17 protein-coding genes and 1 pseudogene are annotated in these 23,314 nt (G+C 72.9%); 15 read left to right on the top strand and 3 right to left on the bottom strand.

Features of this window, described 5'->3' with window-relative positions:
* Positions 1 to 257: 257 nt before the first annotated feature.
* Entirely contained in the window at positions 258 to 1,040 is a 783-nt protein-coding gene (locus ACFYOP_RS10970) for an alpha/beta fold hydrolase (RefSeq protein ID WP_356892849.1), read from the bottom strand.
* A gap of 108 nt (positions 1,041 to 1,148) precedes the next feature.
* Here ACFYOP_RS10970 and ACFYOP_RS10965 point away from each other — a divergent pair, with 108 nt between their 5' ends.
* The 10 genes from ACFYOP_RS10965 to ACFYOP_RS10920 all read left to right on the top strand — a co-directional run bounded on the left by ACFYOP_RS10965 (position 1,149) and on the right by ACFYOP_RS10920 (position 12,835).
* Positions 1,149 to 1,688 (top strand): TIGR00730 family Rossman fold protein, encoded by a 540-nt coding sequence (locus ACFYOP_RS10965; protein ID WP_356892851.1) that lies wholly within the window; start codon positions 1,149 to 1,151, stop codon positions 1,686 to 1,688.
* A 16-nt stretch (positions 1,689 to 1,704) separates the two neighbouring features.
* A complete protein-coding gene (locus ACFYOP_RS10960; protein WP_356892853.1) occupies positions 1,705 to 2,394 on the top strand; it encodes an SDR family oxidoreductase in 690 nt (229 codons plus the stop codon).
* A 212-nt stretch (positions 2,395 to 2,606) separates the two neighbouring features.
* Positions 2,607 to 3,620, top strand: coding sequence for a methionine synthase (locus ACFYOP_RS10955; RefSeq protein WP_356892855.1), 1,014 nt, complete (start codon positions 2,607 to 2,609; stop codon positions 3,618 to 3,620).
* A gap of 30 nt (positions 3,621 to 3,650) precedes the next feature.
* Complete coding sequence (gene ligA / locus ACFYOP_RS10950; RefSeq protein ID WP_356892857.1) at positions 3,651 to 5,831, top strand: NAD-dependent DNA ligase LigA; 2,181 nt, start codon at positions 3,651 to 3,653, stop codon at positions 5,829 to 5,831.
* A gap of 315 nt (positions 5,832 to 6,146) precedes the next feature.
* Positions 6,147 to 8,273, top strand: a complete 2,127-nt coding sequence (locus tag ACFYOP_RS10945; RefSeq protein WP_356892859.1) for a bifunctional diguanylate cyclase/phosphodiesterase — start codon at positions 6,147 to 6,149, stop codon at positions 8,271 to 8,273.
* Between the two features lie 540 nt (positions 8,274 to 8,813).
* Entirely contained in the window at positions 8,814 to 9,110 is a 297-nt protein-coding gene (gene gatC / locus ACFYOP_RS10940) for an Asp-tRNA(Asn)/Glu-tRNA(Gln) amidotransferase subunit GatC (protein ID WP_356892861.1), read from the top strand.
* Positions 9,111 to 9,116: 6 nt separating this feature from the next.
* On the top strand, positions 9,117 to 10,613 hold the full coding sequence (gene gatA / locus ACFYOP_RS10935) for an Asp-tRNA(Asn)/Glu-tRNA(Gln) amidotransferase subunit GatA (RefSeq protein WP_356892863.1): 1,497 nt from the start codon (positions 9,117 to 9,119) through the stop codon (positions 10,611 to 10,613).
* Positions 10,610 to 10,852: a hypothetical protein gene (locus ACFYOP_RS10930; RefSeq protein ID WP_356892865.1), complete on the top strand. Its 243-nt coding sequence runs from the start codon at positions 10,610 to 10,612 to the stop codon at positions 10,850 to 10,852. Before gatA ends, ACFYOP_RS10930 begins: the two co-directional genes overlap by 4 nt.
* A 13-nt stretch (positions 10,853 to 10,865) precedes the next feature.
* Entirely contained in the window at positions 10,866 to 12,380 is a 1,515-nt protein-coding gene (gene gatB / locus ACFYOP_RS10925; RefSeq protein ID WP_356892961.1) for an Asp-tRNA(Asn)/Glu-tRNA(Gln) amidotransferase subunit GatB, read from the top strand.
* A 170-nt stretch (positions 12,381 to 12,550) separates the two neighbouring features.
* Complete coding sequence (locus ACFYOP_RS10920; protein ID WP_356892867.1) at positions 12,551 to 12,835, top strand: hypothetical protein; 285 nt, start codon at positions 12,551 to 12,553, stop codon at positions 12,833 to 12,835.
* A 483-nt stretch (positions 12,836 to 13,318) separates the two neighbouring features.
* On the opposite strand, the gene ACFYOP_RS10915 is transcribed toward ACFYOP_RS10920, so the two are convergent.
* Entirely contained in the window at positions 13,319 to 14,218 is a 900-nt protein-coding gene (locus ACFYOP_RS10915; RefSeq protein WP_356892869.1) for a hypothetical protein, read from the bottom strand.
* A 325-nt stretch (positions 14,219 to 14,543) separates the two neighbouring features.
* Between ACFYOP_RS10915 and ACFYOP_RS10910 the strand changes: the two genes are divergently transcribed.
* The 4 genes and pseudogenes from ACFYOP_RS10910 (at position 14,544) to ACFYOP_RS10895 (ending at position 20,606) form a co-directional block, all read left to right on the top strand.
* A complete protein-coding gene (locus tag ACFYOP_RS10910; RefSeq protein WP_356892871.1) occupies positions 14,544 to 16,700 on the top strand; it encodes a phosphocholine-specific phospholipase C in 2,157 nt (718 codons plus the stop codon).
* 160 nt (positions 16,701 to 16,860) lie between these two features.
* A complete protein-coding gene (locus tag ACFYOP_RS10905; RefSeq protein WP_356892873.1) occupies positions 16,861 to 19,071 on the top strand; it encodes an MMPL family transporter in 2,211 nt (736 codons plus the stop codon).
* 27 nt (positions 19,072 to 19,098) lie between these two features.
* Positions 19,099 to 19,659 carry a GNAT family protein gene (locus ACFYOP_RS10900; protein WP_356892875.1) on the top strand — a complete coding sequence of 187 codons (561 nt, stop codon included), beginning with the start codon at positions 19,099 to 19,101 and terminating at the stop codon, positions 19,657 to 19,659.
* 147 nt (positions 19,660 to 19,806) lie between these two features.
* Positions 19,807 to 20,606 (top strand): annotated as a pseudogene (locus tag ACFYOP_RS10895) (GNAT family N-acetyltransferase).
* A 109-nt stretch (positions 20,607 to 20,715) separates the two neighbouring features.
* Here the strand turns inward: ACFYOP_RS10895 and ACFYOP_RS10890 are convergent.
* Entirely contained in the window at positions 20,716 to 21,744 is a 1,029-nt protein-coding gene (locus ACFYOP_RS10890; protein WP_356892877.1) for a winged helix-turn-helix domain-containing protein, read from the bottom strand.
* Positions 21,745 to 21,805: 61 nt separating this feature from the next.
* Here ACFYOP_RS10890 and ACFYOP_RS10885 point away from each other — a divergent pair, with 61 nt between their 5' ends.
* Positions 21,806 to 23,029 (top strand): MFS transporter, encoded by a 1,224-nt coding sequence (locus ACFYOP_RS10885; protein ID WP_356892879.1) that lies wholly within the window; start codon positions 21,806 to 21,808, stop codon positions 23,027 to 23,029.
* Positions 23,030 to 23,314: the final 285 nt, after the last annotated feature.

Here is a 23,314-nt window from a genome sequence, read left to right as displayed (position 1 = left end):
GCATCCCACCGGGTGAGGAGATCGCGCTCGCGCAGCCCTGACGCGATCAGCCGGGCCGTGTCCCGGGCACCGTACGGCGGCGTGGACGTGACCGGTCCTCACCCGGAGGTCGCGCAGGCGCCGCGCGGTCTCTTCCGCCGCCCTTGCGGTGTCCGGCTCGGTCAGCACGGACTCGAGCACGTCCCGCGCCGCGTCCCGGGACTCCCGCTTTCGGCAGTGCCGGGAGTGCGGGCGTCCGGAGGGTCGTGGGCCGCGGGTCATGGGCCGAAGAAGCCCGCCAGGGCCGGCGCCAGGACGTGCGGAGCCACTTCATGGGTCTGGCCCGTCAGGGTGCGGTGGCGGCCGCGGGGGAGCGCGCGGGAGACGGCGCGGGCGGCGTCCCGCATACCGGCGGGGCTGGCGCCGCCGTCGACGGCCAACACGGGGACGGAAACCGTGGCGAGCAGGCCCGTCGGCACCATGCCGTCGCCCATCACCTCGTGGTCGTACGCCAGGGTGTGCGCGAGCGCCTCCATGCCGGACCACATCGGCAGCAGCCGCAGCCCGGCCAGCGCCTGCGGCGGCATGCCGACCGCCTCGAGGAACGCGGCGAGCGCGTCGCCCCGCCGGCCCTGGGCCAGCAGCTGCCTCATCCGCCGGACATACCGGCTGTTCCGGTCCCGGGCCGCCGGGTCGGTCTCGAACGGGGGCTCGTAGAGCGAGAGCCGGGTGATCGGCAGCCCCGCCGCCGCGGCGCGCAGGGCGAGCGCGGCGCCGGAGGACGTGCCGTGGACGGCGGCGCTGCCCCCCGTCGCCGCGATGACGGCGGCCAGGTCCTCGATCTCGCGCTCCACCGCGTACGGCAGGAGGTCGCCGCTCGCGCCGCGGCCCCGGCGGTCGTAGGTGAACACCGTGAAGTGCGGCGACAGCAGCTCCGCCAGCGGGGCCTCCGACGCGGACGTGCACAGCGCGCCGCTCACCAGCACCAACGGGGCGCCGTCGCCCCGGTGTTCGTACGCGATGAGGGTGCCGTCCGCGGATTCGGCCTTCTTCACAGCCATGCTCGTGGTGTCCATGAGAGGGGTGACCGGGCCGGTCGCGGGAACTCATCGCTCGCGGCGGAGAAAACTTTCCCGGGGTTGTCGGTGGTCGCCCGTACCGTGGGATCCATGAACATCTGCGTCTTCCTCTCGGCCGCCGACCTCGACGAGTGCTACACCCGCCCCGCACGTGAATTCGCCGAGCTGATCGGCAAGGGCGGGCACACGCTGGTGTGGGGCGGCTCCGAGAGCGGGCTCATGAAAGTCGTGGCGGACGGCGTGCAGGAGGCCGGCGGCCGGCTCGTCGGGGTGTCCGTGGAGTTCCTCCAGGCCAAGGCGCGGGCGAACGCAGACGAGATGGTGGTCGCCAAGGATCTCGCCGAGCGTAAGGCGCTGCTGCTCGCCAAGTCCGACGCGGTCGTGATCCTGGTCGGCGGTACGGGGACGCTCGACGAGGCGACCGAGATCCTGGAGCTGAAGAAGCACGGCCACCACGACAAGCCGGTCGTCCTGCTCAACACCGCCGGGTTCTACGACGGTCTGAAGCAGCAGTTCCAGCGGATGGAGGACGAGGGGTTCCTGCCGCTGCCGCTCACCGAGCTGGTCTTCTTCGCCGAGGACGGCGCGGGCGCGATGGCCTACCTCGAGGAGATGGCCGGCGTGCAGTAGTGCGAGCATGGCGGGCATGACCACGCATCTGATCACCGGCGCAGGATCCGGCATCGGCGCGGCCGTCGCGCGCCGACTGCACGAGCGGGGCGACGACCTCGTCCTCGTGGCGCGCGACGCGGGCCGGGCCAAGGAGTTCGAGGCGCGGTACCCGGGAGCCGGCACCGTCGTCGCCGACCTGGCGAACCCCGACCGGATCTCCTGGGCCCTCGGACACCAGTCCATGCCCGAGAGCGTCGACTCGCTGTTGCACATCGCCGGCATCGTCGACCTCGGCCCGATCGCCGAGCTGCGCCCCAAGACCTGGCACCAGCAGCTCAACGTGAACCTGATCGCCCCGGCCGAGCTGACCCGGCTCTTCCTCCCGCAACTACGGGCCGCCCGGGGCCACGTGGTCTTCGTCAACTCGGGCGCCGGCCTCAACGCCCACGCGGAGTGGGGCGCGTACGCCGCCTCCAAGCACGGCCTCAAGGCGCTCGCCGACTCGCTCCGCCACGAGGAGCACGCGAACGGCGTGCGGGTGACATCCGTCTATCCGGGCCGCACGGCGAGCCCGATGCAGGCCAAGGTCCACTCGCAGGAGGGCAAGGAATACGACCCCGCCCGCTGGATCGACCCCGAGTCGGTCGCCACGGCGATCCTCACGGCCGTCGACCTCCCACGCGACGCCGAGATCAACGACCTGACGGTCCGCCCGGGCCACTGACGCCGCGCCTGCGACGGGCCGTTTCCCCTCCCCGCCCCTTCCCGAACCGGGCTCTGCCCGGACCCGCGCCTCAATCGTCGGCGAGGCTGCCACAGCCAGCCAGCCAGCCAGCCAGCCAGCCAGCCAGCCCGGCCGCGCCGGTCACGCCGCCCGCGCCCCGGTCGCGCCGGTCCGGTCCCGCCGGGCTCGCCCGGCCCACGTACGCTTCCCGCGTGAGCGAGAAGAACGAGTTTCCCTGGGGCCCCGCCACCGGTGTGGGGTCCATGCCCGGCGGTGACGCGCGTGAAGCTGCGAGGACGGTCACCGGGACGTTCGAGCAGTTCGCGCATCTGACCGAGCTGCCCGCCCGTGGACCCGGCGCGGACATGATCGGCCGGACGGTCGGGCTGCTCGTCGAGATGTACGCGCATGTGGAGCCGAGCGGCTGGCGGATCAGCGACCGGCCCGGCCGGGACACCCGCCGCGCCCGGTCCTGGATGGGCGAGGACCTCGACGCGCTGGAGGAGTTCACCCAGGGCTACGAGGGCCCGCTGAAGGTCCAGGCGGTCGGCCCGTGGACGCTCGCCGCCGCGCTGGAACGCCGGGGCGGCGAGGCGGTCCTCGGCGATCACGGCGCCTGCCGTGACCTCACGTCCTCCCTCGCCGAAGGGCTGCGCGACCATCTCGCGGAGGTGCGCCGCCGGGTGCCGGGCGCCCACGTCGTGCTCCAGCTCGACGAGCCGTCCCTGACCGCCGTGCTGAGCGGGCAGGTCAGGACCGCGAGCGGCTACCGCACGTACCGCGCCGTGGACCGGCAGGTCGTCGAGGCCGGGCTGCGGGAGGTCATGGCCGTGGCGGACGGCCCGGTCGTCGTGCACTCCTGCGCGCCCGACGTGCCGTTCGCGCTGCTGCGCCGCGCCGGCGTGCAGGGGATCTCGTTCGACTTCGATCTGCTCACCGAGCGTGACGAGGAGTCGATCGGCGAGGCGGTGGAGGCCGGGACCAAGCTCTTTGCCGGCGTCGTCCCCCCGACCGACGCCGCGGCGGCGGGATTGTCGGTGGGCGCCGATATCGTCAAGGGTGTACGGACACTGTGGCGCAGGCTGGGGCTGAATCCGGGGACTCTCGCCGAGTCGCTGGTGATCACCCCGACGTGCGGGCTCGCGGGCGCCTCGCCCGCGTACGCGCGTGCGGCCCTCGCCCACTGCGTCCGTGCCGCGACATCACTCGCGGACAACCCTGAGTAACGGGTGCGCGGACAACGGGAGGACGAAACGGTGGCCGGCGAACAGCAGACGACCCTGCCCGCACAGGCACGGGAGCAGCACGCGCTCCTCGCGGAGCAGATCGAGGAGCACCGCTTCCGGTACTACGTGAAGGACAGCCCCGTCGTCTCCGACGCGGAGTTCGACAGGCTGCTCCGCGAGCTCGAAGAGCTCGAGGAGCGGTATCCGGAGCTGCGCACGCCCGACTCCCCGACCCAGAAGGTCGCGGGGGACTACGAGACCGAGCTGTCCAAGGTCGAGCACCGCGAGCGGATGCTCTCCCTGGACAACGCGTTCGACGACGAGGAGCTCGCCGCCTGGGCGGACCGCGTCGCCCGCGAGGTGGGCGCCCCCGGGTACCACTTCCTGTGCGAGCTCAAGGTCGACGGCCTCGCGGTCAACCTCACGTACGAGAAGGGCAGGCTGACCCGGGCGGCGACCCGGGGCGACGGCCGCGTCGGTGAGGACATCACTCCGAACGTGCGCACCATCGCCGGCATCCCCGACCGGCTGAAGGGCGAGCGCATCCCCGGCCTCGTGGAGATCCGCGGCGAGGTCTACTTCCCCATGGAGGGGTTCCAGGAGCTCAACGCCCGCCGCGTGGCGGCCGGTGAGCAGCCGTACGCCAACCCGCGCAACTCCGCCTCCGGTTCGCTGCGCCAGAAGGACCCCCGGGTCACCGCCAAGCTGCCGCTCCACATGGTGGTGCACGGCATCGGCGCCCGGCAGGGCCTGACCATCGACCGCCTCTCGCAGGCGTACGACCTGCTGCGCGAGTGGGGCCTGCCCACGGCGAAGCACAACAAGGTGGTCGGCTCCCTGGAGGAGGTGCGCGAGTTCATCGCGTACTTCGGCGAGCACCGGCACTCCGTGGAGCACGAGATCGACGGCGCCGTCGTCAAGCTCGACGAGATCCCGCTGCAGGGCCGCCTCGGCTCCACGGCCCGGGCCCCGCGCTGGGCCATCGCCTGGAAGTACGCGCCGGAGGAGGTCAACACCAAGCTGATCAACATCCGGGTCGGCGTCGGCCGCACCGGCCGTGTCACGCCGTACGCACAGGTGGAGCCGGTGACGGTGGCCGGCTCCGAGGTGGAGTTCGCCACCCTGCACAACCAGGACGTGGTCAAGGCAAAGGGCGTCCTCATCGGCGACACGGTGGTGCTGCGCAAGGCCGGTGACGTCATCCCGGAGATCCTCGGCCCGGTGGTGGACCTGCGGGACGGCAGCGAGCGGGAGTTCGTCATGCCGGCCGAGTGCCCCGAGTGCGGGACGGCGCTGCGCGCGATGAAGGAGGGGGACATCGACCTGCGGTGCCCCAACGCCCGGTCGTGCCCGGCGCAGTTGCGGGAGCGGGTCTCCTATCTCGCCGGCCGGGAGTGCCTGGACATCGACCACTTCGGCGAGGTGGTCGCCGCCGCGCTGACCCGGCCGCTGGAGCCCGCCGAGCCGCCGCTGAGGGACGAGGGCGATCTGTTCGACCTGACCATCGAGCGGTTGCTGCCCATCAAGGCGTACGTCCTCGACCAGGACAGCGGCCTGCCCAAGCGCGACCCCAAGACGGGCGATGAGAAGGTCGCCACGGTCTTCGCGAACAAGCAGGGCGAGCCGAAGACCAACGCGCTCAAGATGCTCGCCGGGATCGAGGCCGCCAAACAGGCGCCGCTGGCCCGGTTCATCAACGGTCTGTCCATCCGTCATGTCGGCCCCGTCGCGGCCCGGACGCTCGCCCGCGAGTTCCGCTCCCTCGAGCGGATCGAGCAGGCGACGGAGGAGGAGCTGGCGGCCACCGAGGGCGTGGGGCCGATCATCGCCGCCGCGCTCAAGCAGTGGTTCGCGGAGGACTGGCACCAGGAGATCCTGCGCAAGTGGCGTGCCGCCGGCGTCCGGTTGGAGGAGGAGTCCGGCGAGGACGAGGGCCCCCGGCCGCTCGCGGGACTGACCGTCGTCGTCACCGGCACGCTCGAGAACCACACCAGGGATGGCGCAAAAGAGGCGCTCCAGGGCCTCGGAGCGAAAGTGGCCGGTTCCGTATCGAAGAAGACGAGCTTCGTGGTGGTCGGTGACAACCCCGGTTCGAAGTACGACAAGGCCATGCAGTTGAAGGTGCCGGTTTTGGACGAGACGGGCTTCGCCGTGCTGCTCGAACAGGGGCCGGACGCGGCTCGTGAGGCTGCTGTGACTGAGGAGACGTGACAAAAGGGGCTCGGACGGGCGCTTCACGGGGGCGCGCGAAGAGCGCCAACACCCCACGAGGGTCGGTATCCGGACGCCGTCCGGGCCTCAGGAACGCCTGGTACGGGTCACCCGTTCAGCGCATACCAGATGGTTAAGGGTGGCCGGGTCGCATTCGGGCAAGAGCTGTAGAGCGCTGCCTGTACGAGCCTCCTGCGGCCTACTGTTGAGATGCGCGCCTGTCGTGCACGGCTGCGTGGTGGGAATTCAGTCGTGGTGGCACGACAACGGGAGCCATCGCGAGGGCAGGCACCGCCGGCTGTGAGAGGGACGGGAATGAAACCGACCGAGAGCGCCGCCCCGGTCTCACGGCCGCGTGCACTGGCGGCCCTGGCGGGCCGGGTCGGCCTGCCCGCCGCCGTTGTCGCGTGTGCCGCGCTCCTGCTCGCCACCGGGGCCGTGCAGACCGTCGCCGAGGGCCACGCGCTCTTCCCCGCGGGAACCGTCGGCTGGTCGCTCGCCCTGCTCACCGGGATCATCGTCGGCCACCTCGTCGCCCTCGGCCGCGACCGCTGGTGGGGCGGCACCGGCTCCGGGGCCGCGCTGACGCTCGCCACGCTGCTGCTGTACGGCTGGGTGCCGGCCGGTCTCGTCAGCCTCGCCGTCGTCGCACTCGTCGGCACGGCCTGCCGCAACCGCTGGCGGCAGGGCGTGCTGCACGGCGCCGTCGACGTCCTCGGCATCGGCGCGGCGGCGCTCGCCCTCGCGCTCTTCGGCGTCGTCCCCAGCGTCGAGCGGCCCTGGGACCCGCTCGGCTGGGAACTCGAGGCCGCGCCCGAGGTGATGGTCGCCGCCGCGTCGTATCTCGGCGTCACCCGGCTGCTGCTCTGGTACGTGCTGGCGCCCCAGGGCGGCGGGCTGCCGACCGTCGCCCGCACGGCCCTGCTCAGACAGGGGCTGGTCGCCGTCGCGCTCGTCGGCATCGCGCCGCTGATCTGCGTCGTCGCCGTCGCCATGCCGCTGCTGCTGCCCCTGTTCGCCGTGGCGCTCATCGCGCTCGACTCGACGCTGTGGATCGCCAGGGCCAGGGCGGAGGAGCAGCTGCGGGACCCGCTCACCGGTCTACCCAACCGCCAGTGGCTGCTCGAACGCACCTGGTCCGCGCTCGAGGACGCGGAGAACAGCGGTGCGCGTGCCGCACTCGTACTGATCGACCTCGATCGTTTCCGGTCGGTCAACGACACCCTCGGTCACCTCGCGGGCGACCGGCTCCTGCTGCAGATCGCCGAACGGCTGCGGCAGGCGCTGCCGCGCGGTGCGGAGGCCGCCCGGCTCGGCGGCGACGAGTTCGCCGTGCTGCTGCCGACGGCGGACTCCACGACCTCCGCCCAGCGCATCGCCCGGCACCTCGTGTCCGAACTGTCCTCGCCCCTCGACCTCGACGGGCTCACCCTCGTCCTGGAGGCCAGCGCCGGACTCGCCGTCTTCCCCGACCACGCGCTCGACGCCGAAGGACTGCTGCGCCGCGCCGACGTGGCGATGTACCAGGCCAAGCGCGACCGCACGGGCGTCGAGGTGTACGAGTCCAAGCGCGACAGCAACACCCCCGACCGGCTGGGGCTGCTCGGCGACCTGCGCCGGGCGCTGGACGCCGGCGACGTGGAGCTCCACTACCAGCCCAAGGTCCGCTTCGACGGGCACGTCGCCGGGCTCGAAGCCCTCGTCCGCTGGGTCCACCCCGAGCGGGGGCGCGTCCCCCCGGACGAGTTCATCGCCATCGCCGAGTCCTCCGGGCTGATGCCGCACCTGACCGAGTACGTCCTGGAGACCGCTCTCGGCCAGGTCGCGAAGTGGCGCGCGCAGGGGCTCGAAGTGCCGGTCGCCGTCAACGTCTCACCGCGCGACGTCCACGCGCCCGGCTTCGCCGGCGCCGTCGCCGCGCGGCTCGCCCGGCACGGGGTCCCGCCGGGCGCGCTCCAGCTGGAGATAACGGAGCACGTGCTGCTGGAGGACCCGCAGCGCGCCGCGGACACGCTGGCCGGTCTCGCCGACCACGGCGTCAAGATGTCGCTCGACGACTTCGGCACGGGCTACTCGTCCCTGGTGCATCTGCGCCGGCTGCCGGTCAGCGAGCTGAAGATCGACCGCTCCTTCGTGGCCCGGCTCGCCTTTGACAACGAGGACGCGGAGATCGTCCGCTGCACCGTCGACCTGGCGCACTCGCTCGGCCTGCTGGTGGTCGCGGAGGGCGTCGAGGACGACGAGACGTGGGAGCGGCTGCGGGACCTGCGCTGCGACGCGGTGCAGGGCTGGCTGGTCGCCGCGGCGATGCCGCCGCAGGAGACGACGGCGTGGCTGCTGGCCCGCGGCGAGCGCGGCTGGCACCGCCCCGCCCTCCCTGCCGGTGAACTCCCCCCGCCCCAGCCGCACGCCGACCGCACCCCGGGCCGCGCGGTGACGTAGCGGCCCTGCCGGGGGCCGTCCCACGGCACGGCTGGGCCGGACTGCCCCTGGCCGGCCGGTCCCGTGCACACGGGTACGAGACCTGTACCGGCCCGGCCGCCGCCGGCTGCGTGTTGGGCCTGCTGTCCTGGTTGGGCCCGCGGCCCCGGGTGGGGCGGACCCCCTGCGCCGGGATCCGGCCCGCCCGGGGGAACACCGGGGAGGCACACCCGGCCGGCCGGTGGCTGACGGGCCGCGGAGGCGCGCTCGGGCTTCGGCCGGGACGGCATCCCACCGCCCCGGCGTCCGGCCGGACCCGCACCCGCCCCCGCTCGGTGCGGGCGGCTGACGCCCGGGAGGGGGCGTGCGTCGGGCTTCGGAGACGGTCGGGGCGCAGGGCGGCGCGGTGCGGAGCGTGGGTTCGCGGGGCTGTCCGGGGAGGGGTGCGAGGGGGCCGGGACCGGTGGCCGGGGAGGGGGAAGGCAAACCGTTTCACGGTCGGCGGCGCCGGCCCCATAGGATTGGGCCAAAACCATCGCACTCACCCCAGAGGATCGCTGCATGCCTGGCATCACGCGCGAGGAGGTCGCCCACCTCGCTCGGCTGGCGCGTCTGGAGCTGTCCGGCGAAGAGCTCGACCACTTCGCCGGACAGCTCGACGACATCATCGGCGCGGTCGCCCGCGTCTCCGAGGTCGCCGACCAAGACGTACCCCCGACCTCCCACCCGCTGCCGCTGACCAATGTCATGCGCGCGGACGAGGTCCGTCCGTCGCTCACCCCCGCGCAGGCACTCTCCGGCGCCCCGGCCCAGGAACAGCAGCGTTTCAAGGTGCCGCAGATCCTGGGGGAGGACTAACCCGTCATGACGGAAAGCATCATCAAGCTCACCGCCGCCGAGATCGCCGCCAGGATCGCCGCCGGCGAACTCACCGCCGTCGAGGTCACCGAGGCGCACCTGGCCCGTATCGAGGCCGTCGACGAGAAGGTCCACGCCTTCCTGCACATCGACCGTGAGGGCGCCCTCGCGCAGGCCCGCGCCGTGGACGAGAAGCGGGCGAAGGGCGAGAAGCTCGGCCCGCTCGCCGGCGTGCCGCTCGCGCTGAAGGACATCTTCACCACCGAGGGCATCCCGACCACCGTCGGTTCGAAGATCCTCGAGGGCTGGATCCCGCCCTACGACGCGACGGTCACCCGGCGGCTCAAGGCCGCCGACGTGGTCATCCTCGGCAAGACCAACATGGACGAGTTCGCCATGGGGTCCTCCACGGAGAACAGCGCGTACGGCCCGACGGGCAACCCCTGGGACCTGACCCGTATCCCGGGCGGCTCCGGCGGTGGCTCCAGCGCCGCGCTCGCCTCTTACGAGGCGGCGCTCGCCATCGGCACGGACACCGGCGGCTCGATCCGCCAGCCCGCCGCCGTCACCGCCACGGTCGGCGTCAAGCCGACGTACGGCGGCGTGTCGCGGTACGGCATGGTCGCGTTCAGCAGCAGCCTCGACCAGGGCGGGCCCTGCGCCCGTACCGTCCTCGACGCCGCCCTGCTCCACGAGGTCATCGCCGGGCACGACCCGCTGGACTCGACGTCCATCGACGCCCCGGTCCCGCCGGTCGTCGAGGCCGCGCGCAACGGCAGCGTCCAGGGGATGCGGGTCGGCATCGTCAAGCAGTTCCGCGGCGAGGGCTACCAGGCCGGTGTCCTGCAGCGCTTCGACGAGTCGGTCGAGCTGCTCAAGGAACTCGGCGCCGAGATCGTCGAGCTGGACTGCCCGTCGTTCGAGCTGGCGCTCTCCGCGTACTACCTCATCGCGCCGTCCGAGTGCTCCTCGAACCTCGCCCGCTTCGACGCCATGCGGTACGGCCTGCGGGTCGGCGACGACGGCACGAAGTCGGCGGAGGACGTCACCGCGCTGACCCGCGAGGCCGGCTTCGGCGACGAGGTCAAGCGCCGCATCATGCTCGGTACGTACGCGCTCAGCTCCGGCTACTACGACGCCTACTACGGCTCCGCGCAGAAGGTCCGCACCCTCATCACCCGGGACTTCGAGAAGGCCTTCGAGCAGGTCGACGTGATCGTCTCCCCGACGACGCCGACCACCGCCTTCCCGATCGGCGAGCGCGCCGACGACCCGATGGCGATGTACCTCGCGGACCTGTGCACCATCCCGACCAACCTGGCCGGCAACGCGGCCATGTCGCTGCCCTGCGGTCTCGCACCGGAGGACGGCCTGCCCGTCGGCCTGCAGATCATCGCCCCGGCCATGAAGGACGACCGGCTGTACAAGGTCGGTGCCGCCGTCGAGGCCGCCTTCGTGGAACGCTGGGGCCACCCGCTGCTCGAGGAGGCTCCGTCGCTATGAGCGCCATGGCAAAAAAGGCCAAGAACTTCAAGAAGTCCAGGACCGGGCTGTACGTGTCGCTGGGCAGCACCGCGTTCGGTGCGATCAGCGTCGCCAAGCAGGCCAAGCTGGCCCGCGAGGACGGTGACATGCTGCGCCTGGCCGACGCCGTCGTGTCCGCCGCGGCGATCGTCACCGGTCTGGCCATCCTCTACCGCGAGCTGAAGCGGCTCGGCGACGACGACGTTCTGCTGGGCTGAGAGGGAAAGTTGCATCGTGACCGTCACTGAACTGGTGTCGTACGAGGACGCCCTCGCGTCCTACGACCCCGTCATGGGCCTCGAGGTCCATGTCGAACTCGGCACAAAGACCAAGATGTTCTGCGGGTGCTCCACCGAGCTGGGCGCCGAGCCCAACTCGCAGACCTGCCCCACCTGCCTCGGCATGCCGGGCTCGCTCCCGGTCGTCAACGCGGTCGCCGTCGAGTCCGCCGTCAAGATCGGCCTCGCCCTGCACTGCGAGATCGCCGAATGGTGCCGTTTCGCCCGGAAGAACTACTTCTATCCGGACATGCCGAAGAACTTCCAGACCTCGCAGTACGACGAGCCGATCGCCTTCAACGGCTATCTGGACGTCCAGCTCGAGGACGGCGAGATCTTCCGTGTGGAGATCGAGCGCGCCCACATGGAGGAGGACACCGGCAAGTCGACCCACGTCGGCGGCTCAGGCGGCCGTATCCACGGCGCGTCCCACTCCCTGCTGGACTACAACCGGGCCGGTATCCCGCTGATCGAGATCGTCACCAAGCCGATCGAGGGCGCCGGCGAGCGCGCCCCCGAGGTCGCCAAGGCGTACGTCGCCGAGCTGCGCGAACTCATCAAGGCGCTCGGGGTGTCCGAGGCCCGGATGGAGATGGGCCAGATGCGCTGCGACGTGAACCTGTCGCTGCGCCCCCACGGCACCGAGAAGTTCGGCACGCGCTCCGAGACGAAGAACGTCAACTCGCTGCGCAGCGTCGAGCGCGCGGCGCGGTACGAGATCCAGCGCCACGGCGCGGTGCTCTCGTCCGGCGGCACGATCGTGCAGGAGACCCGTCACTTCCACGAGGAGGACGGCTCCACCACCTCCGGCCGGGTCAAGGAGGAGGCGGAGGACTACCGTTACTTCCCCGAGCCCGACCTGGTCCCGGTCGCGCCCACGCGCGAGTGGGTCGAGGAGCTGCGCGCCACGCTGCCGGAGCTGCCGCGGGTGCGGCGCAACCGGCTCCGTGAGGAGTGGGGCGTCTCCGAGCACGACATGCAGTCGATCCTCAACGCGGGCGCGGTCGACCTGATCGTCGCCACGATCGAGGCCGGCGCGGCGGCGCCCGCCGCCCGCAAGTGGTGGATGGGCGAACTGGCGCGCAGCGCCAACGAGTCGGGCAAGGCGCTGGACCAGCTCGCGATCACCCCGGTGCAGGTCGCCCGCCTGGCCGCGCTGGTCAAGGAGGGCTCACTCAACGACAAGCTGGCCCGCCAGGTCATCGAGGGCGTGCTCGCCGGCGAGGGCGACCCGGACACGGTCGTCGAGAAGCGCGGCCTCAAGGTCGTCTCCGACGAGGGTGCGCTGGGCACGGCCGTCGACGAGGCCATCGCGGGCAACCCGGCGATCGCGGACAAGATCCGCGGCGGCAAGGTCGCGGCGGCGGGCGCGCTGGTGGGCGCGGTCATGAAGACCACGCGCGGCCAGGCGGACGCGGCTCGCGTCAAGGAGCTGATCCTCGAGAAGCTCGGCGTGACCGAGGGCTGACGGCCTGACGTTCCGCGAGGGGCGGCGCGCACCGAAGGGTGCGCGCCGCCCCTTCGTCGTCACCGTGGCCGGACGCCGGTACACGGCGGCGGCGTTGCGGTGCCGGGGCGCGTTTCTCGTACGGGTGGACGGCACCGTGACCGATCGCCGGGGCGCGCCGTTGTCATCGCATGACCCAAGCACAGCGTGTCCTCGCCGCTCTCGCCCTCGCCACCGGCGCCTCCGCGCTCGCAGCGCCCGCTGCGAGCGCCGCCTCTCCGCTTCCCACCGGGACGCTGTCCGTCATGGACACGGTCGACACCCTCGCGGGCAGCTCCGTCGCCCCGCAGCACCGCGAGCAGATGCCGAGCGCGTCCCAGCAGCTGTCCGGCCTCAACCGGCTGGCCGGGGTGCCCCACGACCTCGACCCGCTGACCGGCCAGCTGGCACCCGTGACGGGCCTGCTCGGGGCGTAGCGCCCGCGACCGGGCGGCGGCCCCGGGGCGGGAGTGGCCGGTCTTGTCGGGGGCTCCGCCCCGAGTCCCGCGCCTCAATCTCCCCCTACGGCCTGGCGGCCGTGGGAGGTGCCCCCAGCGGGGCTGCAGTTGCCTGGTACGCCCGGTCCGGGCAACTCAAGCCCGGCCGGCGTTTGAGGCCACCGCGCGGAGCGCGGTACCGGGCCCGGGCGAGGCCCGGCCCGCCGCCCGTGCCCGGGGCTTGCCCGCCACGCGGCGGAGCCGCACATCCGGTACAGCGGGAAGAGGCGGGCAGAAGACGCCCCCTGGGCCGGCCCGCGGCGTACCCGAGCACGAACACGGCCCCGTGCTCGGCGCGGACGCGGGCCCGGGCGTGCGCCATGGTCAGTGGCGCAGGCCCGGGCCGGCGGCATCGCCGGCAGACGCGTACACGAGCGCCGGGACCGCCGGCAGGCCCGTACGCGGCCCGCGGCCCGGTGGTCGTCAGTGGCGGATTCCCAGGCCCGGGAGCCACAGTTCGCCGCGGTCCTTGCAGCTCACGTCCCGTGCCCGCAGTTCCTCCGGCGCCCTGGTGCCCCGCGCGTACAGCTCGGTGACGACAAGGGCGGCCAGGGCCGCGGCGGACTCGCGTCCCGGGTCGGTGAAGTCGGTCTGCCACCAGCCGCGGTCCCGGCTCTGCCAGCCGCGCGACAGCATCATCCGGGCCCGGTCGTCGTTGTTCTCCCCGTCGCGGTCGTCGATCGAGGCGTGCAGGCCGTCCTCGACGCTGTAGGACACGAGGAGTTGACGCCCCCGGTCCGCGGAGCTGGTCAGGCAGAAGCTGGCCCAGTCGGTCCCCACCTGCACCGCCAGCTGCTCCACCCAGGCGCCCAGGAGCAGCTCCAGCCCGTACTGGAACTGCGTCAGGTCCGCCGCCAGCCGGTTGCCGGGGCCCGCCGTCGGCCGTTCGCCGGGGCCGCTGCGGTCCAACTGCCAGACGTACGGCAGAAACGCCTGGTCGTACGGCTGGCCACCGGACCAGGGGCCGCGCCATTCGAAGGCGCGCCGCTCCTCGGCCTCCAAGGTCAGCGTGTCGTGGACCGACAGCCCCACCTGCTGCGCGTCCCCGGCGAGCAGCAGAATGCGGTGGCCGTCGCGCCAGCGCACGCTCGGGCCGGCCGCGGAGCCGCCGTACAGCGTCGGCTCCCCGATCCGGGCCACGATCGCGTCGTACACCACCTGGAGCGCGCCGCGCCGCCCGGCCGGGGTGGTGCCCGGCTCGTGGACGAGGACGGGCACGGGGGCGCGGCCCAGATGCGGGCCGGGCGCGTCATGGAGCATGCGGGCGAACTCCGCGGCGTCCGCGGGCGTCAGGGCCGTCTCGTGTATCCCCCTGTATTCCATGTCGGCCATCGTGCCAGCCGGCGCCCACAATTCCTCCGGACTTGGGGACCACGGCCGATTCCCGTCGCCCGGGGCCGATCGGGCCCCTGCGGCGGGCCGGGCGCGGGGAAGCGACGCCCGGCGAGGCCCTGACCCGCCGCGTACGCGGAGCGATCGCGCCCCGGGCGGGGAACCGCGGCGGACGCCCGGCCGGACTTCCGCCACGGCCTCTTGGACGTTCACCGCGCGGATGTCACCAGGTCTTCTCACCGCCATCCGCACTGGCTACCGTCCCAGCCGAGCAATGGATCGATGACGATCGTTTGCCGTCGACGGGAGGTCGGTCGTGTCACCGGAGATTTCGCGCAGAAGAGTGCTCGCGCTCGGAACCGGCGCGGTCGGCGCCGCCACGGCAGGTTCGCTGCTGCCGCCGTCCCTGCGGGCCGCGCTCGCCGCCGCACCGCCGAGCGGCGGGCTGCGCGCGGTCAGGCATGTGGTGATCCTCATGCAGGAGAACCGGTCATTCGACCACTACTTCGGGACACTGCGCGGCGTGCGCGGCTTCGGTGACCGCAACGCCGTCGAACTCCCCACCGGCAGGCCCGTCCACGAGCAGCCCGCGCCCGGCGGCGGGACGGTCCTGCCGTTCCCGGTGCGCGACGCCGCGGAGGCCCAGCGGAAGGACCTCCAGTACATCGGCGATCTCGACCACTCGTGGGGCGGCGGCGCCAGGGCGTGGCGCGAGGGCTGGATGGACGGCTGGGTCTCGGCGAAGACCGCCGCGACCATGGCGTACTACGACCGCCGCGACCTGCCACTGCACTACGAGCTCGCGGACACCTTCACCGTCTGCGACGCCTACCACTCGTCCGTCCACACCTCGACGAACCCGAACCGCAACCACCTGTGGAGCGGCTGGACCGGGTACGAGGCCGACGGCAGCCGCGCCGTCACGAACGCGGCGTACGCCGAGGGCACCCACCCCGGCTACCCGTGGCCGACGTACGCGGAGCGCCTGGAGAAGGCGGGGCGGAGCTGGAAGACGTACACGGAGTGGGAGAACTTCACCGACAACAGCATCGAGTTCTTCACGAGCTTCAAGAAGATCGCCCGCAAGGCACTGGCCAGGACCGGTGACGCGGGGGCCGGGGACTTCACGTACCTGGAGGCCTTCTACGCGAAGGTCCGCGCCACCCGGGACCCGGAGGAGCGGGCCGCGCTGCTCGCCGCGCTCGAGGAGGGCGTCGCGACGCTGACGCCCGGCGAGCGGTCGCTGTTCGAGCGCGGACTGCGCCGCGTGGAGAGCGGCGCCCTCGCCGACAACTTCCGCGCCGACGTCGCCGCCGGCCGGCTCCCCGAGGTCTCGTACCTGGTGCCGTCCGCCGTCGACTCCGAGCACCCCGGCGCCTCCTCGCCCGTCGCCTCGGCCTCCCTCATGTACAAGATCCTCGACGCCCTCGCCTCCCACCCCGAGGTCTGGCGCCACACCGTCGTCCTGATCAACTACGACGAGAACGACGGCTTCTTCGACCACGTCCCGCCGCCCGTTCCGCCCGCGGACGACACCGACGAGCGCTGGCAGGGGCTACCGACGGGCCTGGGCATCCGCGTCCCGATGCTCGTCGTCTCCCCCTGGTCCGTCGGCGGCCATGTGTGCTCGGAGGTCTTCGACCACACCTCCGTGATCCGGCTGCTGGAGAAGTGGACCGGTGTCGAGGAGCCCAACATCACGCCGTGGCGGCGTACCGTCACCGGCGACCTGACGTCGGCCTTCGACTTCGGCCGCGCGGCGCCGCAGCCGGAGGTGGAGCGGCCGGGGGAGATCCCGCCGTTCACGGGCCGCTGGCGGCCGCTGCCGCCGGCGGTGCAGTCGATGCCCGTCCAGGAACCCGGCACCCGGCCCGCCCGCCCTCTTCCGTACCAGCCCGACGCCGACGCCGTGGTCTCCGCGGACGCGGTCACCGTCGCGCTCCGCAACAGCGGCCGGGCGAGCGCGCACTTCGCGCTCTACCCGTACGCCGGGGAGTTCGAGGTCCCGCAGCACCGCGATGTAAGGGGCAGCGCTCAATGGAGGGTGCCCCTTACCGGGGACGCCTACCGGTTCACCATCACCGGCCCCAACGGCTTCCGCCGGGAGTTCGCCGGGCCCGCCGGTGGTGCGGCGGAGGTCGCCTCCGCCGTCGACCACCACGACCGCGACCTGCATCTGGCCCTGCGCAACAACGGCGGCACGCCGCTCACCTTCACGGTGCGGCCCCTGGGCTATGTCGAGGAGGCCGATCTGCACGGCTGGACCCGCCGCGTGACGGTCAAGGCGGGCCGCAGCCGCACGGTCGTCCACTCGGCGGCCGACGCCCACGGCTGGTACGACATCGAGGTGACCGCCGAAGGGGTGGAGCCGGGCCGGCAGCCGGACCCGCAGCCGGACCCGCGTCCCGAGCCGGCTTTCCGGCGCCGGCTGATGGGCCACATAGAGAACGGCCGGGCCAGCGTCTCCGGGTGACGAGCGGTGGCCGGGCCGGGCGGCGGGCACGCCATGTGAGTAACACCACGAATGGGACAAATGATCACGATTGGCTGCCAGAGTGTCTCCTTGCAGGTCATGAGTTCTTTGCGGGCTGTTCCCGACCAAAGATCCGCGAACCACCCAGGGAGCCGGTCCGTTGGCAGCAATCGCCCGGTGGTGCGTCAGCCACCGCCTCGTCGTCGTCCTGCTCTGGCTCGTCACCCTGGGCGGCGCCGCGGCCGCGGCGGGCATCGCGGGAACCGCGTACTCCAACGACTACAAGGTCCCGGGCACCGAATCCGGCCGTGCCACCGCCGTGCTCCAGGAGGGCTTCGACGGACGGGGCGGGGACAGCGACACCATCGTCTGGCACACGGACCGGGGCAGCGTCAGGGACCCCGACGTCGAGAAGCGCATGTCGGCGATGCTCGACGACGTCGCCGCACTCGACGGCATCGCCCTCGTCGTGAGCCCGTACGGCAGCGACGGCGCACCGCAGATCAGCTCCGACTCACGGACCGCCTTCGCCCACGTCACCTACGACCACCGGGTCAGGGACATCCCGCCGGCCCAGGCACAGGCCGTCGTGGACACCGCGAAAGCGGCCACCGCCGACGGGCTCGAGGTCGAGGTCGGCGGCGGAGCCGTCGCCATGACGGAGGCTGCCGGCGGCCATCTCGCGGAGACGGTCGGCGTGGCCGTCGCGGGCGTCGTCCTCTTCCTCGTCTTCGGCTCCCTCGCCGCGAGTGCGCTGCCCATCGCCACCGCGCTCGTCTCCGTCGGCACCGCCTACGCGGGCACGGTGCTCCTCGGCCATGTGATGACCGTCGCCGACTTCGCTCCCATGCTGGGCCTGCTGGTCGGCCTCGGCGTCGGCATCGACTACGCGCTGTTCATCGTCACCAGACACCGCCAGGGCCTCAAACGCGGGCTGCCCGTGGACCTGGCCGTGCGCGAGGCCGTGACCACCACAGGCCGTGCCGTCGTCTTCGCGGGCGCCACCGTCTGCATCGCGCTCCTCGGCATGCTGATCCTGCGGCTCGGCTTCCTGAACGGCGTCGCGATCGCCGCCTCCCTCACCGTCGTGCTCACCGTCGCCGCCTCCGTGACGCTGCTGCCCGCCCTGCTGTCGCTGATCGGCACGCGGGCGCTGAGCCGCCGCGAACGGCGCCGGCTGGCCGAGCTGGGGCCGCAGCCCGAGCCGCCGACCGGCTTCGCCGCCCGCTGGTCCGCCTTCGTCGAACGCCGGCCCAAACTGCTGGGCGCCCTCGCCGCGGCCGTCATGCTGGTGCTCGCCCTGCCGACGTTCTCCCTCCACCTCGGCACCTCCGACCAGGGCAACGGCCCCGAGAGCGTTACCACCCGGCAGGCGTACGACCTGCTCGCCGAAGGCTTCGGCCCCGGCGTCAACGGGCCCCTCACGCTCGTCGCCGGACTGGAGGGCCCGGACGACCACGTGGCCATGGACCGGCTCCGCGGCGACCTCCAGGACACCGAGGGCGTCTCCTCCGTCGGCCCGGTCGTCTACAACGGCAGCGGCGACACGGCGCTGCTCTCCGTCGTCCCGGAGACCGCACCCCAGTCGAAGGCGACGAGCGAGCTCGTCGACCGGCTGCGCACCGATGTCCTGCCCGTCGCGGAGAAGGGCACCTCGCTCCAGGTGCACGTCGGCGGCGTCACCGCGAGCTACGACGACTTCGCCGAGGTCATCGTCGGCAAACTGCCGCAGTTCATCGGCGTCGTGATCACCCTCGGGTGCCTGCTGCTGCTTCTCGCCTTCCGCTCCGTCGGCATTCCGCTGAAGGCCGCGGCGATGAACGTGCTCGCCGTCGCGTCCGCCTTCGGCGTCGTCGTGGCGATCTTCCAGTGGGGCTGGGGGAGCGAGCTGCTGGGCCTCGGCAGAGCGGGCCCCATCGAACCGTTCCTGCCCGTGATCATGGTCTCGGTCCTCTTCGGACTCTCCATGGACTACCAGGTCTTCCTGGTCAGCCGGATGTACGAGGAGTGGCTGGAGACCGGCGACAACCGGCGTGCCGTACGGGTCGGACTCGCGGAGACCGGCCGGGTGATCAACTCCGCGGCCGTCATCATGATCTCGGTGTTCCTCGCCTTCGTGCTCAGCGGCGACCGGGTGATCGCCATGTTCGGCATCGGCCTGGCGGCCGCGGTGGCTCTGGACGCGTTCGTCCTGCGCACCCTGCTGGTGCCCGCGCTGATGCACCTGCTCGGCGGGGGGAACTGGTGGCTGCCGCGCGGTCTCGACCGGGTGCTGCCCCGCATCAGCATCGAAAAGCCGGCGTCCCGCGAGGCCGCGCATGCGAGGATCCCGCAGGGGCGCGTGCGCGAGGACGGCGAGCTCGTGCCCTAGCAGCCCGCAGGCCGTCGAAGGAGCAGTGTGTTCGCGACAGACCTCGGCGGCGACGGAGCACAGCTGCGTCCGCTGGAACCCTGGCAGGCACAGGAGTTCTTCGACCACATCGAGCGCGGCCGTGAGTACATCGGCCGCCACGTGGGCCTGCCGGACATCGTCAAGGACGCCGACTCCGCCCGCGGCTTCCTGCGGCGCTTCGCCGACAAGGCGGCCGCGGACACCGGCCGCATCTACGGCATATGGCTGGACGGCATCCTCGTCGGCGGCGTCATGTTCCGCACCATGGACGTGGAGCAGGGCACCTGCGAGGCGGGCTGCTGGCTCGAGCCCTCGGTGTCCGGCCGCGGCCTGGTCACCCGCGCCGTGACGGCCCTCGTCGACTGGGCGGTCGACGTACGCGGCATCCACCGCGTCGAATGGCTCGTCGCCCCCGCCAACCAGCCCAGCATCAACGTCGCCAAGCGCCTCGGCATGACCCACGAGGGCACCCGGCGCGAGGTCTACCTGTACCGCGGCGAGCGCCAGGACGAGCAGATCTGGTCGGTCCTGGCCCCGGAGTGGCGCGAACGGCGGGCGCAGCGGTAGCCGGGGCGGGCCGGCGGCCCGGCACGGTCACCGGTCGACGACGGCCGTCCACGCCTTCCAGCACCCCGTGAGCAGCCGTCGAGGCTCAGCTCGGTCAGGGGCGGAAAACCGCTGGTGGACGGCGGCCTTCGGTGTTGGAATGCGCGGATGGAACCACAGGATCACGCGGACGTTCTCGGCCTCTTCGACCGGCAGTTGCGGCGCGGCGCCGATCCCGGCGAACGGGACGGGGACGTCGTACGGCAGTCCGGTGACGGCGGGGCGTGGAACGGCGTCGTCTGGTCCAAGCTGCGGGCGGAGACGGCCGACGCCGTGATCGAGCGGCAGGTGCGGCACTTCTCCGCGCTCGGCCGGCCCTTCGAGTGGAAGCTGTACAGCTACGACACCCCGACGACCTCGGGGAAAGGCTGCGCGCCGCCGGGTTCGTGCCGGAGGCCGAGGAGACCGTGATGGTCGGCGAGGCGGCGCGGATGGCCGGCGACGTCGAACTGCCCGGCGGCGTACGGCTGGAGCCGGTGACCGGTCCGGCCGGAGTCGAGCTCGTGGTGCGGGTGCACGAACAGGCCTTCGGCACCGGCGGTGAGCGGCTGCGCGAGCAGTTGCTCGTCCAACTGGCCGAGGAATCCGACACGATAGACATCACCCTCGCCCTGGCCGGCGACCTCCCGGTGTGCTCCGCCCGCATGGAGCGGTACCCGGGCACCGACTTCGCCGGCCTCTGGGGCGGCGGCACCCTCGCCGCCTGGCGCGGCCGCGGCATCTACCGCGCCCTGGTCGCCCACCGGGCCCGGCTCGCCGTCGCCAAGGGCGTCCGGTATCTGCAGGTGGACGCCTCCGACGACAGCCGCCCGATCCTCGAACGGCTCGGCTTCACCGCGCTGTGCACCACGACGCCGTACGTCTACCTCCCGTCTTGGCCAGTGCTCCCCCCTTCAGGGCGGGAGTGAAGGCGATCCGTTCGGAGGCCCGGAGTGCTCGGCGTCTCCGTTGTGGCGGTCAGGTGGGGCGCTGATGGTTCTCGATGTACTGCGTGACGGCGGCCGGGGGTGCTCTGCTTCAAGAGCCCTGAACCGCGATCGGGTCCGGGCCCTGGACCCGTACCAGCACGTCACCGGCGGCGGTGCGGTAGTAGAGCACCGACCGTCCCGCGCGCCGGCGGCGCACCATCCCGGCGTCCAGCAGCACCTTGAGATGACGGCCCACCGAGCCGAGGCCCTGGCCCGTCACCGCCACCAGGTGCGTGGTGCTCAGCGGGGCGTCGAGCAGCACCAGCACATCCGCCCGCCCGGCGCCCAGCAGTCTGGCCAGCGCCTCCGGGGCCGCGGCCCGGCCCGGTTCCGCCAGCGCGCCCGAGCACGGGTACACGACGGCGTACCGGTGCACGGCCCCGTCCGGGCCGGGCCGGTCCGTGGAGATCCAGCCCGTGCGCGGCGTGACCGGTACGAACAGCAGTTGCGCGCCCATCAGCCGACGGGGCGGATAGGCGCGGGTGTTGACCTGCAGCCGGTTGCCGCCCAGCCACCGCATCTCCGGATGCATGTCGTCCAGTGCGGCCGCCCAGCCCGCCCGGCTCAACCGGTCGGTGCGCGCCACCACATCGGCCTCGACGACACGCCGCCGCCGCGCCCAGGACGGCGCCACGGTCTCGCGCCACACCCAACGCAGCAGATCCGCGACGCGTTCCGGCAGGTCGTCGCGGCGCAGCACCGCGGGGAGCGGTCCCCGGTGCGCGACCTCCAGGTCGGCGAGGGCGGTGCCGGACGGCGTCTCCCTGAGCCGCGTCAACTCCTGGTCGAACGCCGCCTCGCCCTTCCGCGCCTCACCCTCCGGGGGCGGCACCGGCGTCACGAAGTCGGCGATCCACCGGTGCCTGCCCAGCGCCACCGGCACCAGCAGCGCGGTGACCGGGTCGGCGGCCAGCCGCTCCCGGTACGCCGGCCGGTGGGTGTCCAGCCAGCGGCGCTCCGCGGGGTGGGCGGCGGTGCCGCTCTCCAGCAGCATCAGGGCCGCCGCCGTCTCCAGCAGCGGGGACGCGACGAAGCGGCTGTTCGCGAGCGTGTCCGCGTTGACTTCCCACCAGCCCAACGGTTTCGCCTCCCCGCGAAACATTAACGCCCACGGGGCGGCTCTGCGGAAGCTGCTTCGCATGCGCACGTACCAAGAACTCTTCAGAACCCCGGAGTTCGTCCCGCTGCTCGCGGCGTCCGCCGCGCACGTGGCGGCACTGACGGTGAGCGGCCTCGCCCTGGGCACCCTGGTGTACGACGCGACGGGGTCACCGCTCCTCGCCGCGCTCAGCATGTTCGGCCCGCTGCTGGCGCAGATGACCGGGGCGAGCCTCCTGCTGTCGGCTGCCGACCGCCTGCCGCCGCGCACCGCGACCGTCGGGCTGGCGCTCTGCTTCGCCGCCGGCACCGCGACCCTCGCCCTGCCCGGCCTGCCGATCGCCGCGGTCTTCCTGATCCTCGCGGTGCAGGGCATGCTCGGCTCCATCGGCGGCGGTGTGCGGTACGGGCTCCTCACCGAGATCCTTCCCGCCGACGGCTACCTGCTCGGCCGGTCGGTGCTCAACATGTGCGCGGGCAGCCTGCAGATCTGCGGCTACGCCCTCGGCGGCGTCCTGGTCGCCGTGGTGTCGCCACGCGGCGCGCTGCTCACCGGCGCCGCTCTGTACGTGCTTGCCGCGGCCGTCGCAGGCTGCGGCCTGGCCGGGCGGCCGCCACGCGCCAAGGGCCGTCCGTCGGCCGCGGAGACCTGGCGGACCAACGCCCGTCTGTGGTCGGCGCGCCCCCGGCGCCACATCTACCTCGCCCTGTGGGTGCCCAACGGCCTCGTCGTCGGCGCCGAGTCCCTCTTCGTCTCCTACGCGCCCCGTCACGCCGGTCTGCTGTTCGCCTTCGCCGCGGTGGGCATGCTGGCCGGTGACACCCTGACCGGCCGCTTCCTGCCGGCGCGGTGGCGGGAACGGTTCGGCGCGCCGCCACTGCTGCTGATGCTCGCCTTCCCGTACCTCGTCTTCGCCCTGCGTCCGCCGCTGCCCGTGGCGCTCGCCGCCGTGACCGTGGCGTCGATCGGCTTCTCCGCGAGCCTGCTGCTCCAGGAACGGCTGATAGCCCTGACGCCGGGCGAACTGAGCGGGCACGCCTTCGGGTTGCACTCCTCCGGGATGCTCACCATGCAGGGCGTCGCGGCGGCGATCGCGGGCGGCATCGCGCAGTTCACCTCGCCCGCGACGGCGATGACCGTCATGGCCGCCGCGTCGGCCGCCGTCACCTTCGCTCTGGCCCCCCGCCTCAGGCGCCTCCGGCCGACCGCGGCAGACGTCGCGCCGGGACCGGAGGCGGACATGCAGCCCGCGGACCGGGCCTGAGCTGTCACGTCCGAGGTGGAGCGCCGCGTCCCCGCGCGAAGCGAACCGCCGTGCCGGGCGCCGCCCGTCCGGCGGGGACGGACCGGGGGACCGGTCGGGCCGCCGGCGGGCCCGGACAGGACCCGGTTGCCCACCGCCGCCACCGTCGGGCCGCGCTCCGCCGGTGCCGCGGTCCCCCACGGGGCGTCCGGCGCGTTGCGGGGCCGCGGTGTTCGCCGGGTGGCCGGCGGCTTCGGCCGCGGACGCCGCGACCGGGCTTGCCTGCCGCCGCCTGCCTCCGGGCCG

The organism is Streptomyces sp. NPDC006294, from assembly GCF_042870895.1.
GTDB lineage: Bacteria > Actinomycetota > Actinomycetes > Streptomycetales > Streptomycetaceae > Streptomyces.
Note: the sequence above shows the minus strand (reverse complement) of the source record. Positions and strands in the feature narration are given on the sequence as shown.